The organism is Paenibacillus prosopidis, assembly GCF_003337375.1.
In the GTDB taxonomy this organism is placed as follows: Bacteria; Bacillota; Bacilli; order Paenibacillales; family Paenibacillaceae; genus Pristimantibacillus; species Pristimantibacillus prosopidis.
The window spans coordinates 37,674-53,824 of record NZ_QPJD01000017.1 but is presented as its reverse complement, the minus strand read 5'-3'; the positions used below and the strand labels follow the sequence as shown (position 1 = coordinate 53,824).

General features: G+C 45.6%; 16 protein-coding genes. 2 read left to right on the top strand and 14 right to left on the bottom strand.

Annotated features, from left to right (window positions below):
- Nucleotides 1-17: 17 nt before the first annotated feature.
- The 8 genes from nasC to DFP97_RS23390 all read right to left on the bottom strand — a co-directional run bounded on the left by nasC (nucleotide 18) and on the right by DFP97_RS23390 (nucleotide 9,338).
- On the bottom strand, nucleotides 18-2,153 hold the full coding sequence (nasC, locus tag DFP97_RS23420) for an assimilatory nitrate reductase catalytic subunit NasC (RefSeq protein WP_114382878.1): 2,136 nt from the start codon (nucleotides 2,151-2,153) through the stop codon (nucleotides 18-20).
- A complete protein-coding gene (gene nirB, locus DFP97_RS23415) occupies nucleotides 2,138-4,282 on the bottom strand; it encodes a nitrite reductase large subunit NirB (RefSeq protein WP_114382876.1) in 2,145 nt (714 codons plus the stop codon). The genes nasC and nirB overlap by 16 nt, the downstream gene beginning before the upstream one ends.
- Before the next feature lie 29 nt (nucleotides 4,283-4,311).
- Entirely contained in the window at nucleotides 4,312-5,577 is a 1,266-nt protein-coding gene (locus DFP97_RS23410) for a molybdopterin molybdotransferase MoeA (protein ID WP_181873647.1), read from the bottom strand.
- Nucleotides 5,578-5,805: 228 nt separating this feature from the next.
- The gene (locus DFP97_RS23405) at nucleotides 5,806-6,504 is read right to left on the bottom strand and encodes a Rossmann-fold NAD(P)-binding domain-containing protein (RefSeq protein ID WP_245976562.1); all 699 of its coding nucleotides are present in this window, start codon (nucleotides 6,502-6,504) and stop codon (nucleotides 5,806-5,808) included.
- Nucleotides 6,505-6,537: 33 nt separating this feature from the next.
- The gene (nfsA, locus tag DFP97_RS23400; RefSeq protein ID WP_114382872.1) at nucleotides 6,538-7,296 is read right to left on the bottom strand and encodes an oxygen-insensitive NADPH nitroreductase; all 759 of its coding nucleotides are present in this window, start codon (nucleotides 7,294-7,296) and stop codon (nucleotides 6,538-6,540) included.
- Nucleotides 7,297-7,443: 147 nt separating this feature from the next.
- Nucleotides 7,444-8,028, bottom strand: coding sequence for a histidine phosphatase family protein (locus tag DFP97_RS23395; protein ID WP_114382871.1), 585 nt, complete (start codon nucleotides 8,026-8,028; stop codon nucleotides 7,444-7,446).
- 236 nt (nucleotides 8,029-8,264) lie between these two features.
- Complete coding sequence (comI, locus tag DFP97_RS32150) at nucleotides 8,265-8,360, bottom strand: competence inhibitor ComI (RefSeq protein ID WP_220271187.1); 96 nt, start codon at nucleotides 8,358-8,360, stop codon at nucleotides 8,265-8,267.
- A 168-nt stretch (nucleotides 8,361-8,528) separates the two neighbouring features.
- The gene (locus DFP97_RS23390; RefSeq protein WP_114382869.1) at nucleotides 8,529-9,338 is read right to left on the bottom strand and encodes an alpha/beta fold hydrolase; all 810 of its coding nucleotides are present in this window, start codon (nucleotides 9,336-9,338) and stop codon (nucleotides 8,529-8,531) included.
- A 640-nt stretch (nucleotides 9,339-9,978) separates the two neighbouring features.
- On the opposite strand from DFP97_RS23390, the gene DFP97_RS30920 reads away from it, so the two are divergent.
- Nucleotides 9,979-10,128: a hypothetical protein gene (locus DFP97_RS30920; RefSeq protein ID WP_181873646.1), complete on the top strand. Its 150-nt coding sequence runs from the start codon at nucleotides 9,979-9,981 to the stop codon at nucleotides 10,126-10,128.
- A 271-nt stretch (nucleotides 10,129-10,399) separates the two neighbouring features.
- On the opposite strand, the gene DFP97_RS23385 is transcribed toward DFP97_RS30920, so the two are convergent.
- The 4 genes from DFP97_RS23385 to DFP97_RS23370 form a co-directional block, all read right to left on the bottom strand.
- Nucleotides 10,400-10,897, bottom strand: a complete 498-nt coding sequence (locus DFP97_RS23385) for a DUF1854 domain-containing protein (RefSeq protein ID WP_114382868.1) — start codon at nucleotides 10,895-10,897, stop codon at nucleotides 10,400-10,402.
- Nucleotides 10,897-13,086, bottom strand: a complete 2,190-nt coding sequence (locus DFP97_RS23380) for an ABC transporter ATP-binding protein (RefSeq protein WP_114382866.1) — start codon at nucleotides 13,084-13,086, stop codon at nucleotides 10,897-10,899. Before DFP97_RS23380 ends, DFP97_RS23385 begins: the two co-directional genes overlap by 1 nt.
- A 26-nt stretch (nucleotides 13,087-13,112) precedes the next feature.
- The gene (locus DFP97_RS23375; protein WP_114382864.1) at nucleotides 13,113-13,379 is read right to left on the bottom strand and encodes a CD3324 family protein; all 267 of its coding nucleotides are present in this window, start codon (nucleotides 13,377-13,379) and stop codon (nucleotides 13,113-13,115) included.
- Nucleotides 13,380-14,003: 624 nt separating this feature from the next.
- Nucleotides 14,004-14,741 carry an RNA polymerase sigma factor gene (locus tag DFP97_RS23370; RefSeq protein WP_114382863.1) on the bottom strand — a complete coding sequence of 246 codons (738 nt, stop codon included), beginning with the start codon at nucleotides 14,739-14,741 and terminating at the stop codon, nucleotides 14,004-14,006.
- A gap of 212 nt (nucleotides 14,742-14,953) precedes the next feature.
- Here DFP97_RS23370 and clpP point away from each other — a divergent pair, with 212 nt between their 5' ends.
- Nucleotides 14,954-15,538, top strand: a complete 585-nt coding sequence (clpP, locus tag DFP97_RS23365) for an ATP-dependent Clp endopeptidase proteolytic subunit ClpP (protein ID WP_114383068.1) — start codon at nucleotides 14,954-14,956, stop codon at nucleotides 15,536-15,538.
- A 96-nt stretch (nucleotides 15,539-15,634) separates the two neighbouring features.
- Here clpP and DFP97_RS23360 read toward each other — a convergent pair whose 3' ends face one another.
- Both DFP97_RS23360 and DFP97_RS23355 read right to left on the bottom strand, forming a co-directional pair.
- Entirely contained in the window at nucleotides 15,635-15,928 is a 294-nt protein-coding gene (locus DFP97_RS23360; RefSeq protein WP_114382861.1) for a spore coat protein, read from the bottom strand.
- A gap of 12 nt (nucleotides 15,929-15,940) precedes the next feature.
- Nucleotides 15,941-16,141: a hypothetical protein gene (locus DFP97_RS23355; RefSeq protein WP_220271186.1), complete on the bottom strand. Its 201-nt coding sequence runs from the start codon at nucleotides 16,139-16,141 to the stop codon at nucleotides 15,941-15,943.
- Nucleotides 16,142-16,151: the final 10 nt, after the last annotated feature.

Genomic DNA, 16,151 nt, shown 5'->3' with positions numbered 1-16,151 from the left:
TTTTCCCGTTCTATCGGCTAGGAGCGCCGCATCCGGAGCGGCTTTATCATAACCGTTGATGTTTTGAATCCCGGCATTTTGCAATTGGGGTCCAGCTCCGGACTAGTAGCTTTGTTAACGTTCTGTATGCCTCCCCAGTGCATAGGTACAAATAAAGTGTCCTCCCGAATTTGGTCCGTAATTCGGCTGCGCACGTTAAAGCTGCCTCTTCTGGAGCTGACCTCTACCCATTCCCCATCCTCGATTTGATATTTCCTTGCTGTTCTCGGATGAATTTCGACATAGTTTTCCACGCTGCGTGCGGCTAATGACGGACTTCTGCGCGTCTGCACGCCGGTCAAATAGTGGGACAAAACTCGTCCGTTTGTCATGGTTAGCGGGAACTCCTCGTCAGGCGTCTCTTGCGGGAGCCTGCTTTGCACGGGATGGAATACCGCTTTTCCGTCGGAGTGTGCAAAGGAATCCTTGAACATATTCCCCAAACCTTCTTGCTCGGGTGACGGACAAGGCCAATAAACCCCTCCTTCCCGGCGCAGTCTGTCATACGTAATTCCATAATAATCAGCTAAGCCTCCGCGGCTCGCGACTCTAAGCTCCTCGAAAATCTGTTCGGATGATTGGAAAGAAAAATAGGATGATTTACCCAGCCTGTTTGCGAGTTCGCATAAAATGGCCCAATCATGCCAAGCTTCTCCAGGTGCGCTAAGAGTTGTTTCCCGCAGCAGCACGCGCCCTTCGAGATTAGTCAAGGTTCCATCGTTCTCCAGGTAAGCTGTCACGGGCAGTACTACATCAGCCATGCGGGCAGTCTCTGACAAAAACATATCCGCCACTACAAAGAAATCAACTTTAGACAGCCCTTCCTCCACTAAATTGGCGTTCGGGTTGGAAACGACGGGATTGGAGCCCATAACAAATAAGGAACGAATAGCGCGTTGATGCACGAGCTCCATCATTTCATACGCAGACACTCCTTTGCGGGGCAGCTGCTCGGGATCTATTCCCCATACTTTTGCTACATAGGCCCGGTCGACGTCGCTCTCAATCGAACGGTAGCCTGGCAATTGATCGCTCTTCTGGCCATGCTCCCTGCCGCCTTGTCCGTTTCCTTGACCGGTGACTGCGCCGTAACCGCAGCCTGGCTTGCCGATTTTCCCCGTAGCAAGCACCATATTCAAAAAGTTCCGCACCGCTACATGACCATCCGTCTGCTGCTCGACACCTCTAGCAGTAAAGATGATGCCGGTCGGAGCCTTCCCATAAGCAGCGGCAGCCTTCCGGATGTTTGCTTCATCAATGCCGGTGAGCTCAGCCACTTCCTGCAGACTGACCTCAGACAAATGCCGTTTCAGCTCATCATAGCCGTTCGTCCTGGCCGTAATAAACTTCTCGTCAATCATATCCTCTTCCAGAAGCACTTTTAGCATTCCGTTTGCTAAAGCGGCGTCCGTTCCCGGTTTAATTTGAAGATGAATGTCAGCGATTGACGCAGTTGCCGTTACCCTTGGATCAATGACGATGATCGTTGCTCCGTTTTCTTTGGCCTTCGTAAAATATGGCATCAACGTCGGCTGGCATTCCGCAATATTCGTTCCGGCCAGCACGATGCAGCGTGCAAGAGGAATATCCGACAACCGACAGGTCAGTCCCCTGTCGACGCCGAATGTTTTTGCTCCCGCTGAAGCGGCTGCCGACATGCAAAAGCGTCCGTTATAATCGATATATTTCGTGCCCAGCGCAACTCGCGCGAACTTACCGAGTAAATAGGCAGTCTCGTTGGTTAGTGATCCTCCGCCGTATAGGCCAATCGCGTCGGGACCATGCTCCTCGCTTATAGAGATGAACCGGTCTCTAATCGTATTTAGAGCCTCTTCCCAAGAAACCGGTACAAACTCGCCGTTCCGCTTGACTAACGGATGCAGGAGCCGGTCTGCACTCACCGCATGCTGGAACGCATTCATTCCTTTGACACACAAGCGACCTTCCGATGCGGCGTTTGGAACGCCTTCGACTGTGTATGAATAGCGCCGTGCGCCCGGAACGGGCATCGCCTTTGTGATTTGCATTTTGCACTGCACACTGCAGAAGGGGCACTGCGTCTCCATAACAAAGCCCGAATCCTTGCTTACCGGATCATTTAACAATTGCCGCATATGCCTTCACCGAGCCTTTCGTCATTTTTAATAGGCATACCCGCATCGCCTGCTCTCTCTACTAATTCCTGACGGAAATCCAGATCGAACAGCATTTCTCTTATTTCGACGATACCTTCCCGTTCTATCCATTTCCAAACTGATTCCCCGTAGTATGACCTTTCCCGATAAAGCTGCAGGCACGAAACGGCAAGCTCCCCAGCCTGCTCATCGGTCTCTGCTATCCCTATGAGCTGCCCTTGCTTGACCGGGTGCTCAGCATGGCCGCCTGCAAAGATCTCCCATCCGGCTGGAGCGCCCGTTATGCCTATGTCATGAACGAGCACGCCTGCCGGGCTGTTCATTCCTGACGTTATAGCTGCTTTCACCGGATAAGGCAAAGATAAAGGTTCCCAAACTTTGCGCAGTTTCTCCCCTAGGTAACGGGAATTGAATTCTTCATCTTTATCTTCAGATGTCTTTATTCCAACAGACAGGCTGTTATATTTCTCGTCCTTGACGAATGAAACCTCTTGAATGGATAGTCTAGGATGAAATAGCTCAAGATAATAACGGATAGACGACTGACAGATCTCGCAACCCAAAGGCTTTTTCCAACCTAGGAACAGCATGGCTTCATGTATATCGGAAAACTCTTTTTGAGCAATCGACGCCTTAAGCATCTCGTGATTTAGCTCGGTACAGCCGCAGACAGGCGGCGCAGCGGAAGATAATCCTTCTTTCCCGTTACGGAGGGCATATCGCACAACAGCTTCCATCATTGGACGACAACCGCCGCAAGAGCTTGATGCCTTCGTGCAGTCACGTACCTGTTCAGGGGTCTGCAGGCCATCCTCTATAACAGCTCGCATGATGGCCCCCTTGCTGACAGCATTGCATGCGCATACCGTTTCACGGTCAGGCATGTCTGCTGCTGCTGCATCAAGTCCCCCGCCGCCGCTATTTCCTGCAGGCGTAGAAAGCGCTGATACCGGAGCTTTTCTCTTGACTAGACTTAGCAATGAGGTGCCTTCAACTGTATCACCGAATAAAATGGCACCGCGTATAGTGCCGCCTTTCATTGTCACTTTTTTGTAAGTTCCCCGTACGCCGTCGTACATTTGCAAAGCCGTGTCGGCTTCGCCTTCACGAATATCTCCTACCGAGAAGACTTCCACGCCGGATACTTTAAGCTGGGCATATGGAACAGATCCCGTATACGGGTCCGTATCCTGACCGCATAGGACACGAGCCAACACCTTACCTTGCTCATACAAGGGAGCTACAAGACCATAGGCGGTTCCCCGATGCTCCGCGCATTCGCCGACCGCGTAGACATGTGGAATACTCGTTCTCATAAAATCGTCTACAATTATGGCTCTATTGGTTTCTATGCCGCAGGTTTTTGCAAGCTGAATGTTCGGCCGGATGCCTACCGAGATAACGATCAAATCCGCTTCAAGAGTACTCCCGCCAGTAAAACGGACGCCTTTGGCTCTATTTAATCCGATAATGCTTTCCGTTTCTTTATTTAACCAAAAGCGCATGCCCTGCTGTTCCAATTCCGCTCTTAACAGGTCAGCAGACATGCGGTCCAGCTGCCGGTTCATTAAATAGGGCGCATTATGAATTACATCCGTTTCCATGCCGAGGTTAAGTAAGCCCCTCGCCGCTTCAAGACCAAGCAAGCCCCCGCCTATGACTATTGCTTTGCGATATTTTTTGGCATAGTCCATCATCGTGTTACAGTCATCTATATTTCGAAACGATATAACTCCAGGCTTGCGAACGCCTGCTATAGGCGGAATAAATGCAGATGAACCTGTTGCTATAATAAGGGAATCGTAAGCTGTCCGAATACCGGATGCCGTTTCAACCTCTTGTGTTTCAGCATGAATGCGTACGACCGTCTCTCCCGTATAGAGACGTATTCCCTTTTCCTCATACCAAGACCAATCATTTAGTACTATATCATTAATCGAGGAGTCGCCCTGAAGAACCTTAGACAACAAAATCCGGTTATAATTCGGATGAACCTCGTTTCCAAAAACCGTAATATGAAACTGCTGCGGATCAAGCTTGTAAATTTCCTCTACACATTTGATACCAGCCATTCCATTTCCGATTACAACCAGCTTTTTTCTCTTCATATGATGTCCACATCCACTCACGCGATTTACTATACAGAAAGATTAACCCAGCGAACCTCTTGCCCAATTGAAGCTCCCGAGCCTCCAGGAGGTATAAGTACAAGCGCATTCGCGCTGGCGAAAGCCGCCACATTGCCGGATTTGTCATTACCCAGCAGATCCACCATCCACTCTTTCTCGGCACGATAGACGAAAGCCCGTGCATACCTGGGGTATGGACTTGGCTTTTTAATGGATTCGGTTAATCGACCCTCCATCCATTCGGACCGATAATCGCTCCTTCCTGTCATCTTCAGAACGACTGGCCGCAGAAGCAGCTCTAATCCGGTAAAACAAGCAGAAGGATTGCCGGACAAACAGACAAGCAGCTTGGAATTAATTTGAAAACCCGAGGTTGGCGTACCAGGCCTCATAGCGACCTTTGTAAATAAGGGCTCGGCGCCTGCATGCTCTGCAGCCACCTTGACATAATCGTAATCTCCCACGGAGACGCCGCCCGTGGTAACAACAAGATCAGCGCTATCAAGTGCGGAACTAATTGCTGCTTCAATCTTTTCCATACAATCCGAAACCGGTGCATAGCGAATCACAGTTGCGCCTAATTCCCTTAAACGCGATCCGACCATAAAGCTGTTAGCATCATAAATCCGGCCTGATTCCAGCCCGTGCCCAGGCAAGGTCAATTCGTCGCCAATGGGAATTACCGCAATGGTTGGTTTCCTATATACAGCTACCTCCGTTTGTCCAAAAGAAGCCAGTACCGCGATTTCCTTCGCTTTAATCGTCGTCCCTCTGAACAGCAATTGAATTCCCATCGGAACGTCCTCGCCTTTTTCTGCGATATGCTGGCCATGCGGATAAGGACGGTCGATTTGAATGACTGGAAAAGCGTTACTATCCTTATGTTGCTTGACAGTTTCCTGCATGATAACCGTATCATAGCCTTTTGGGACAGGTGCTCCCGTAAATATGCGTATGGCGCTTGATTGGCTAATCGCTGAATCATACGAACGCTCCGACTGTCCGGAACGAATCTCATCCGATACTTGCAGTTGAACCGGTTGTTCTTGACAAGCATTTAAAGCGACAGCCGAACGTATCGCATAACCGTCCATCGCCGCGCGTCTAAATGGAGGCAAGGAGAAAGGACTTTCAAAATCACATGCAAGCACCCTTGAATCGGCTTCCTCTAAAGGCACCATTTCAGATAAAGGTTCCTGCAAATGCGATATCATCTTTAAAACAGCTATTGAAACAGAAGCCGATAAAGGGTGATGAGCGGTTACGATCGACATGGCTTCCCTCCTCGGATGATATGAAAGAGAAAAATAAGCATAAAAAGCCCTCTCCTGCTTTCGCGGAAAAGGCATCGTTGCCGTAAAAGCTAGCACGCCACTGTGCAGCAAATCATGAATAATAAAGAATAATTTAAGATTAGAGCATTTATTTTTATATGTCAATATATATGACACGAAAATTGAAAACAATAAAGTAAGTGTTAGATATATTGACGTTGATGTGACTCAAATCAATCTTTCTCCTGCCAGCCTTCTAATATCATTGCTTTCTAAGACGGATTGGCCATTACCTGAATTTACAGAATGAATCATAGCTAGTCCTAGCTCCCGCAAAGAAATGGTGTAATTGGGAATAAGACGTTTTAAAACAGGGTAAAGCCAGCTAAATGCATAATAATAGTTATGAGTGTTCTTTAGTCCCTTTATCGGATGTATATAGCCTGGGCGAAACATATACGCTCTTTTGAATGGAAGCTTTAATAAATGGTTTTCCGTCATCCCTTTAATTCTAGCCCACATGCTTCTTCCCTGTTCCGTACTATCCGTCCCGATTCCCGATACATAACAGAAGACCATGCCGGGATTCAAGCTGGCAAGCATACCAGCCATGTATAAGGTCAGGTCATACGTCAACCTCTTATACTTCTTCTCCGTCATACCAGCCGAAGATACACCTAAGCAAAAAAAGCAGGCGTTGTAATTTACTAATTGTGCTTCAATAGATGATAGATCAAAAAAATTACTGTGCAAGATCTCGGTTAGCTTGGGATGTGATACTCCGCACGGATTCCGGTTGATAACCAAAACCTGCTCTACATCAGGATGATTAAGACATTCTTGCAATACACCCTCTCCAACCATTCCCGTAGCACCTGTAACGATTGCTCTAATTTTCGTTTTTGTTTGATTAGACTGTGGCTGCACAAGAGTACCTCCTTTCCTAATTTCTACTTTCGCTTATTTCAAGGGCAACTCAATTTTTTCCAAATAGTCTTTTATATATAAGCGTTTAGGGTTTTTTAGAAACCTTGCCATCCCTTCCGTCCAGCGGTCATTTCGTTTACCGTTCGTTCGACTGGCATAATAGGTTGAAATTTCAGCGTTATACTGCTCTAATTGATCGATGAATTGATCAGTGTCCTGATTGTACTCGTCTTCATGGTATATATTCATTTGCGGTAACCGTGGTTTTTTATCGGAATGATCTGCGGGGTATCCAACACACAAACCAAATAAAGGAACAACTCGGCTTGGTGTTTTGAGCAATTCGGATACCAGTTCCAAATGATTGCGGATTCCACCGATATAACAGACGCCTAATCCCATTGATTCGGCAGCCATGACAGCATTTTGGGCAGCTAGCGTTGCATCAATGACACCAACCATAAACATCTCTGTTGAAGTCAATGTTTCTTTTGCATCCTCACCTGACAAACCTTCCATCCGGCCTGCAAGCTCAAGACGATGCAGATCCAGACAAAATACGAAAAAATGGCCGTTTTTGCTGACATAAGCTTGATTGCCAGCCAGCTCGGCGAGCTTTTCCTTTTTCGAGGGATCTTTTATTCCGATAATCGAATAAGCTTGTACAAAGCTGGATGTTGCAGCAGCTTGAGCGCTTTGCACAATCACACTAATCTGTTCTTCCGTAAGCGGCTTATCCTCGAAAGAACGAATAGAACGATGATTTAATATCGTTTGAATCATTTCATTCATTTCTGTCCACATCCTATTCCCGTCATATAGGCTTTCGTAAAGTTTTATGCAAGAAAAACCGTATTGAGTTTTTATTGGCTGGACTTCATGTAACGTTTCAATGCCCAAAGTGCAATAGCCGCATCCCTGTATCATTCAAGATTGTCATTAACCATCAGAAATATTTTCCCAAACTCTTTCAATATCTTTTAATTGATCTTGAACAAAGATCAGCTTATATATATCCGGTTTTGAGGTACTATTCCAAAAATGATATCCGTAGTTCTTGTTGTAATAGTTCATTATAATCGTCATGATATTTCCATGTGTCCCAATCACAATAGTTTTGCCATAATAATCATTAAGTAATTTATGTATGACCGGTATTGCTCTTTCTTGAGCTTTCCTCGTTGTTTCCCCGCCTTCTAGAGCAAAATCAATATCAGAGAAAGACTTCTCTATAGCTTCTAACAAATGATCCCAAGAAGCTTTATAATCTAATCCTTTAATTGGTCTTTCTATCAGTTCTTCGTATACATCTATTGTTAAATTCTTAAATTCAGCTAAATACTGTACCGTTTGTATCGCTCTAGTGTATGGGCTGGAAACAATACAATCGACTTTAACATCAGCTAATATGTCAGCCACTTCTTTTGCATCGGCTAATCCCTTTTGGGATAGCCCTCTTGTTCTTTCTTCTCCGAATACAAATGGCGACTCCGCATGTCTAACCATATAAACTGTCGTGTTCATTGAATAGCACCTCGATTTCAATGAGATAGTTTTAATACTTCATTAAATAAACTCTTTATTTCCATCCGTTCTTAAGTAACTTAGAATTGCTGGGTTGATCCTATTGTGATATGATTAATGTAACAAAGACCAAGTGCTGTGAACACTTGGCCTGTACAATTGGCTTGGATGGGATTCCCTTCTGAGTTCTCAAAAGACAAAAGCCCACCTTCGGCGGTCAACCTTGGGGTGGGTTTTTACTTTCTCTTGTTGTTAATACTGATGTATGTTAAAAGAGCAAGAATAAACATGCCGAAAAGGAACATGATTGTAATAGCATCTTTTACTTCCATGGCTTCACCTCCTTTTGAAGGGAAACCACGCCCACCCAAGATTCAATTGTAATTTAATTCTAACCTAATACCTTCGGTACGCACAAGTGTTCTATTGGTTATTGCGGAACCTTCACTAAATTGATTCTCTTCATCTCCTTGAGACTTTGAAACCTCCCGATACTTTCATCATCCAATGAATTGCGACATCTCCTCGTTAATCGTATCACGCTGCTCCCAGAACAATCCGTGTCCGCTGCTTTCAAGCCACACAAGCTTGGAGTTTGGAATCCCTTCATTAATCGCCACAGCAAGCTGAGGAAGAACGATTTGGTCATGAATACCTTGAAAAATTAATGTAGGAACCCGAATCTTACCCAGATCAGCGAACAGCGACTCGTCTCTAAGCGATTCGAGAACAGCTGCAGTGGAATAACCTGCCGCCTGTAATCCTAATTGAAAGAACCAATCAGAAAAAGGTTCTGTCACATTTTGAAAGAAAAACATATCTCCAAACTCCTGCAGCATTTTAGGCCGGTTATTATAAGTATCCTCGATGAGCTTGCTTATCGCTTCTTTAGGCAAACCATAAGGGAAGCTTGGACGCTGAGTAAAGCTGGGTGCGGCGGCAGCCATTAACACAAGCTTCGATACGCCATGCCCGTTGTGACGTGCCATATACCGGATGGAAATCGCTCCGCCAACAGAGTGTCCTGCCAATGTGAAATTTTTTAAATTAAGCGCATCAATCACAGCGCGTACATCATCCGAAAGCCGATCGTAAGAGTAATCATGCAGCGGCTTATCTGAATTGCCGAATCCTCTAAGATCAATACCAATGCAACGATAGCCCATTGCTGGAAGCACATCGAACTGATATTCAAACAGCTTGTGGTTGGCAGGCCAACCGTGTATAAATAGTATGGTCTTCTCGCTTCCCGGGTTTACATCCTCTACGTATATATTCACGTGTGACTCCACAGCAACAAAATATCCCACACTCATTCCTCCAATAAATAACGTTTCGTTAGCATTAAGATACTCATTAGAGCATGAATAGGTGAATACCTATAAATCTGAAAGCTTAAAGTCTTCCTAAATATAAAACCGGCAAGGATACGCCATCTTCCGCGATTCCGTTCGAATCACCGCCAGTGATGTCGTTAATTATTTCGATCCTCAAACAATTTCTGACAAACATTACAACTCGTATCTGTTAATATTTTTACTATGTTGTCCCATCATTGAACAGGAGCGCTGATAAATGAAAACGATATCAAACGAAGTCTTTACTAATGAAACTATTACATTCGACGGGTTTAGTTTTATTGGGTGTACGTTTAAGAATTGTGTCATTCTTATTACCACTTTAGATTTTAACTTCGAAAGATGTTCGTTCTTTGAATCGATACTGCATGTCAATCCAAAGCTGCCTATTTTCGAAATCTCGCATCGCCTCTCGCAATCCTCGTATGATTCGGATACCAATTGTTATCGAAATGATTATCAATACCCTAGAACGGCAGTAAATCTTCCTACGGCAACGCTTAGATAAATCCAAATGTTCCTCCTTACATTAGTATTATTTGCTTCAAGGCACTCATAGCCTTAAGTAAAAACAATAAGGAGGAATGAAAAATTGCCGGTTTTCTTGTATCAGCTTGCATTGGTTATCATTGCAGTAAGGTCCGTTTACGTGATCGTACAGATTGATTTAAAACGGAAAGATTGGATGAACACGCTTTATCATGCCGCTATCGCATTCGTCTGTGTGTATTTTTTATTTTAAACGCTTCAGAAATAGATTTGCCTATGGTATGCTGCTCTAAAAAAATAACCCCGACCACATCGGACGGGGTTATTTTTCGACTCTATGAACATTAAATTTATTCCAAGAATCCGATTGGCCAGACCCTCATATATTCCATGAGCAGTGCGGTCGACATGTTATTACATAATACTACAGTCTACATTCGACAAATAACTCCTCTATCCCTCAAAAATCCAGGCAAAATACAGAAAAAACGAGCAGACTTGCAGTCTGCTCGTTCACCTCGTTATTAGATCACATCCGTCAGCTGTGTGCGGCTGTGGCTGTCCAGCGACTGCCAATCCGCGATTTCGCACCTTTTGCCATTAATGTCTGTCAGGATGATCCGGTTTCCGCTCGGGAACTGCATATGTTCATGCAGATTCCGCATGGCCATGCGTGTTGGGCCTAAATTCGTCTGAAGCTCCCATAGCCATAAATCTGATTTCTGCTTCACACTGCCAACCTTCGTAACCCGCGGCAGGAAATAACGGAACTGAAGCTCCCTCTCTATTTCCCTCAAGCTCTCTTCATCCAGCTGGGCAATATCGCGAATAATCCCAAGCTCATCGCCCTTTGCGTCCCGGATCGAAATATATTGCGTTGTGTACAAGAAAGGAAAAGCGCGGAATACAACAAGCTCCTCATAGGGCTTTCCATTAATCACACCTTGGAACACTCCGCCTTGACCGCGGCTGAACATAACACGTTCCGGCTCAAGCATATGAATGTCGTATGTGTCATTCATCAGCCTTCAACCCCCTTGATCTTGGAGAGCTCCTGCTGCGCTTCAACCAGCTTATGATAGGCGCCTTCTTTAGCGAGAAGCTCTTCATGCGTACCGACTTCGACTATTTTACCGCGCTCCAATACGACAAGCCGATCCGCGTTGCGAAGTGTAGACAGCCTATGCGCAATTGCAAAAGTAGTACGGCCTTTCACCAACCGCGTTATCGCTTCTTGGATTTGCCGTTCGGTTTCCGTATCCACGGATGCGGTCGCTTCATCCAAAATAAGAATGCGCGGATCGTGAATGATTGCGCGGGCAATCGACACCCGCTGCTTTTCTCCGCCGGACAACCGGTGTCCCCGTTCACCTACTCTTGTGTCATAGCCGTCAGGAAGCCTTACAATAAAATCATGAGCGTTAGCGATTTTAGCCGCCCGCATAATATCTTCCGGTGTCGCATCAGGTTTAGAGTAGGCGATATTTTCGGCGATCGTGCCGTCGAACAGAAAAGTCTCCTGCAGCACAACCCCAATTTGCTTGCGCAAGTCGGATTGGCTGATGCGCCGCAGGTCAACTCCATCTATGCTGATAGAGCCTTCATCCGTATCATAAAAGCGGCAAATCATATTAATGAATGTCGATTTACCTGCACCGGAATGGCCGACAAGCCCAATCATTTCCCCGGCCTTTACCTGCAGGTTGATGTCCTTAATAACCGGATGATGCTTCTCGTACCCGTATGTGACCTTATCAAACCTTACATGACCTTCAATAACACCGATTGGAACCGGGTCACGTACATCTGGAACCTCCGATGGGGTATCCATAATTTCAAATACGCGATCAGCAGCAGACAAGGCATTGCTCGCCCAGTTAATCATTTGGCTAACCCATTGCAGCGGACCAAAGAGCATCGTCAGATAAGCGATCAGCGCCATTAGCGTTCCAAGCTGAAGCTCCTCCCGAAGCACGGATTGACCGCCGAAATACCAAATAAGGAGCGTACCTAGTCCGGCAATAAAGGAGAATAGAGGGAACATGCCCTGCCAAAGCCCTTCGATTCGAATGTTATGACGGACAACCTCGCGATTAGCTTCCGCATACCGTGACATTTCCGTTGCTTCCTGACCGAATGCCTTGACGACGCGAACGCCTTGTAGGGAGTCCCCGACGAGCACATTCAAACGGAAGATCGACCGCCACTGCTGATACCAACGGCGGCCTATCTTGGGCCACAGCTTCATGGATACCACCACCATGAACGGCATAGGCAGCAGCGCGAATAAGGTCAGCTTCCAATCGAGCCCAAACATAATAATAAATATGGCGATAACACGAAGCGACTCTCCGCTTACCCATATAACCCCGTCGGTCATAAACTGCCGCATCGCTTCTGAATCGCTGTTGACCCGGCCAATAAATTGCGACGTTTGGCGCCTGTCAAAAAAAGCGAGCGACAGCCGCATCAGCGAGCTGTAAATATCTTTACGCAAATCACCCATTAATTTTGATCCGACCCAAACGCCGATTAGTCCGCGTACCGTTTGCATCACTGACATCACTAAAGCTGTAGCACCAAGTCCAATGACAACCATAAGCAGCGTGGAACCCATGTTTTTCGGCTGAAGGACATCGTCGATCATAACCTTAGTCAAGTAAGGGGGGATAAGCTCCACCAGCGTCGTAAATATGAGCAGGAACCCGGCCGCAATCATTTGCAGCTTATAAGGTTTGGCATACTTCAGCATGCGCGCGATAACTTTACCGTTGTTTTTGCAAATCGGGCATACCTGCGAACCTTCAGAAAGCGGATTTTCGCAAGTTGGACAGTAGCGCGGAAATTCTTTCTCCGAAGCCATGGGGCGCTCTTCGTCTTTGGCGATCGCAGTTAACAATTTGGCGGCAAACCCGAACACCGAGGATAGCGCGGCCGTATATCGAGCTACGACTACCGGTCCTTTCTTTGTATCTACCAGCAGCGTTCCGCCGCCAACGCCGTTTACGGCTCTTGCTTCCTTCAAATCCTCGACCTTGAGATTAAAATATTGTAAACCATCCGTCTCCCAAAGCAATATTTCCCGCTCCGTGAAAGTGATCCACTGCTCACCGAAATGACCGTTATTTCGCAGATCCGTTTTCGCGCTGAACAGTGGCTCGTCGGACATCTGAGCCCGAATTTTGTCCGGGAGTTTTTCCAGAATAGACATTTTGCTCCCCCATCAATAATAAAGGTTTAGCGTGCTTTAACGATAATCTTGCGAATACTTTCCCCGGACAAATGATACTTTCGCTCCAGATCGGCAACGGACCATCCGTTTGTATAGTAGAGACAAATCTCCTTGTTTCGTTCCGCCAGCAGCTTCCGTGTTCCGCTGACCTCGCCCCAAAGCGCCCGTTTTTCAGTCGGCTTGGGAATATAAATTAAATCACCCTGAATGTAGTTTTGAAGCTCCTTCAATAAACTAGGGGGAAGCACATCTCTTCCATTTTTGTAGTTCACGATAAACGTCCTCCTCGAACAGGCTTAACTTTGTGTGGCTGGTAGTAACAGTTGCATTCATCATCTTTCCTGCCTCCCTTCGAAATTTGTACAACCCATTTTGAACCCAAAAAACAAAAAAACCGTGGATGCTATATCCTCCACAGGAATCCCCTCGTATTGCAAATTATGGTAAATTCTTCACCACAAGCTTGACGTATCATACCTTTAAGCATAATAGGCCGGATTTGAAATATTCCTGGAATTGAGGATATTCAGTTAAAGTTTAACCACCTTAATTATGTTCAACATTTTTGTCTCCCCCTTTCGGCATTTATATGAAGTCACTATTAAAGTATAAAGAAAGCCCTTTCAGTTGACAAGAAATAATTAACAATATTGCCAGTAAAAATGTTTGTATAAATAAATAGGAGGAGGCCTCGCGGCCTCCCACTTATTAATGGTCTCCGATTAAACGGAGATCACCTCAAAGTTTGTAATCAAATCGATCATCTCCTTTCATTTAGCATTCGTCGGCCCGACAACAACAGTATACTTCCATTATATAGGTGAACGAAAGCTAAAGAACATCTATAAAAGAACTTTACCATTATTGCCCGCTTTAACAACTCGTCTAGCCATCGATTATGCGGCCATCAGCGTATTAAATTGTCCTCTACTATTCGAACCGGAGTGACGTAATGTAATGGAATGCCGGAGCAGTCTGTTTTGGACCATGCTTACCGCTGCTGCCGCCTCCACGATATCCAATTGCGCGAGTTCAACTAACCGTGCAATATCCTCCATTTGATACGCAATGGCAAACGCTCTTAGATAAGCTTTCAAGCCTTCCTCTTCAGGTAACCGAAGACTTCCTGATTCAAGCTCCTTCTTGACGGCATCCAGCGATTCGCGTGCACGATGAAGCGCTGCCTTGATTGCTCCGGCAGTCGTTCCAAGCATCTCAGCCGTTTCCGCATTCGAATAACCGAAAACATCCCGCAGTAGAAATACAGTACGCTGCAGCGGTGACAAGTGCTTGATCAAAGCATGAAGAGCTTCCTCAATTTCGAGTGTGCCTTGATTCGAAGAAAACTCTTTTGGTTTTTCCTGCTTAACAATCCGAGTCCAAATGTTTTTTCTTCGTGATTGGTCAATCCATGTATTTTTTGCAATTCGAAGCAGCAGCGCTTCGGGATTGTTATGCTGTGTCCCGTAAATTGTATTTAATCCCTTTAGCAACGTGTCTTGAGCCAAATCCTCAGCGTCCCAAGTCGATTTTGTAAGAGATAAGCAGTACCGCTGCACCACAGATTGTAATTGCTCGATCCTTTTATCTTCCGTTTTTGTCCCATTGCTATTTAGAGTATCAGCTAAAACCATTTACGTCCTCCTTTGCTCTTCCCGTATTCCGAAATGTAAAGGGAGCTATCCTTACTCAAGTAAACGAACGAAGCTTTTAAAAGGATACGCACGAATAGCCAAAATTAAATAAATTTTCTTTTTTTTCATTATAGTCTCAGCCCCGTATCTTTTGAAACTCTTATTTCGTTTACAGGGGGAAAGCGAAGAAAGAAAATCGGGAGGTTAAAATGTTGAGTAATTATGTTCCTTATGTAGTTGAGCAATCGAGCCGTGGCGAAAGATCCTATGATATTTATTCCCGGCTGCTGAGAGATCGGATCGTCTTTCTGGGCGCGGCAATAGACGATAATGTGGCCAACAGCATCATCGCTCAATTGTTGTTTCTTGCGGCGGAAGACCCGGATAAAGAAATTTCAATGTACATCAACAGTCCGGGCGGCTCCACTTCCGCGGGATTTGCCATTTTCGATACGATGCAATTCGTAAAGCCCCCAGTGCATACGATTTGTACAGGTTTTGCAGCATCCTTCGCTGCCATTCTCCTTCTTGCCGGGGCTAAAGGCCATCGTTCAGCACTGCCGAATAGCGAGATTATGATCCATCAGCCTCACGGCGGCGCACAGGGCCAAGCCAGTGACATTGCTATAAGTGCCAATCGTATCTTGAACATTCGGTCAAAACTAAACGAAATTGCTTCCGAACGTACCGGGCAGCCGATCGAAAAGATCGAGAAGGATATGGACCGCGACTATTTCATGTCCGCTCAAGAGGCGCTCAAATATGGGATCATCGATAAGGTTATTACGTCTTTGTAGAATCGGTTAGAAAATATTTTATAAATATATCCATAAAAATGACCACAATCATCCCATGATTATGGTCATTTTTATGGACAGCAGAGTACCATTAGGCTAGGGGATATTTAAAGCAGTAACAGCATTGTTTAGATCAATCTTGGCTTGCTCCCGAATATCATGCGGATGGTAAAAGCCGTTCTGCACCATGTATGCCGTAATTTGTTCATGGGCGGTAATCGCTTCATCCAAGTGTTTCCTCAGCACAGCCTTTATTTCTGGAGTTGCGGTTTCGGTGAGTGCGATCGCATAGTTTTGAATGCCAGTCTTCGCAGAGAGAAGCATATCAGTAGCTATAACCTGATCGGTCATTGAATCCGTGCCGGTGAAATATTTTACGATGGAATTCATTCTGCTTGCCTCCTACTCAACCGTGTTTGATAATAAATCTTTTAATTCCTTAACCTGTCTGGCCGTTATTTGCGCATCAAAATCCAAGATGCTTTGCAAATTCGGATCGGTAACCAGGTTCTGCATCATTTTTGTTTTGGTCAAGCATGCCGTCTTGAATACAGTAATCTCATGCAGCTCAAGTGTTTCATGCAAAGCGTATTTGTTTGTCAATATGGGTCAA

Coding starts and splice junctions, on each gene's coding strand:
- nasC (WP_114382878.1), bottom strand. CDS start 2,153: ATGCGGCAATTGTTAAATGATCCGGTAAGCAAGGATTCGGGCTTTGTT.
- nirB (WP_114382876.1), bottom strand. CDS start 4,282: ATGAAGAGAAAAAAGCTGGTTGTAATCGGAAATGGAATGGCTGGTATC.
- DFP97_RS23410 (WP_181873647.1), bottom strand. CDS start 5,577: ATGTCGATCGTAACCGCTCATCACCCTTTATCGGCTTCTGTTTCAATA.
- nfsA (WP_114382872.1), bottom strand. CDS start 7,296: ATGAATGAAATGATTCAAACGATATTAAATCATCGTTCTATTCGTTCT.
- DFP97_RS23395 (WP_114382871.1), bottom strand. CDS start 8,028: ATGAACACGACAGTTTATATGGTTAGACATGCGGAGTCGCCATTTGTA.
- comI (WP_220271187.1), bottom strand. CDS start 8,360: ATGGAAGTAAAAGATGCTATTACAATCATGTTCCTTTTCGGCATGTTT.
- DFP97_RS23385 (WP_114382868.1), bottom strand. CDS start 10,897: ATGAATGACACATACGACATTCATATGCTTGAGCCGGAACGTGTTATG.
- DFP97_RS23380 (WP_114382866.1), bottom strand. CDS start 13,086: ATGTCTATTCTGGAAAAACTCCCGGACAAAATTCGGGCTCAGATGTCC.
- DFP97_RS23370 (WP_114382863.1), bottom strand. CDS start 14,741: ATGGTTTTAGCTGATACTCTAAATAGCAATGGGACAAAAACGGAAGAT.
- DFP97_RS23360 (WP_114382861.1), bottom strand. CDS start 15,928: ATGAATTCCATCGTAAAATATTTCACCGGCACGGATTCAATGACCGAT.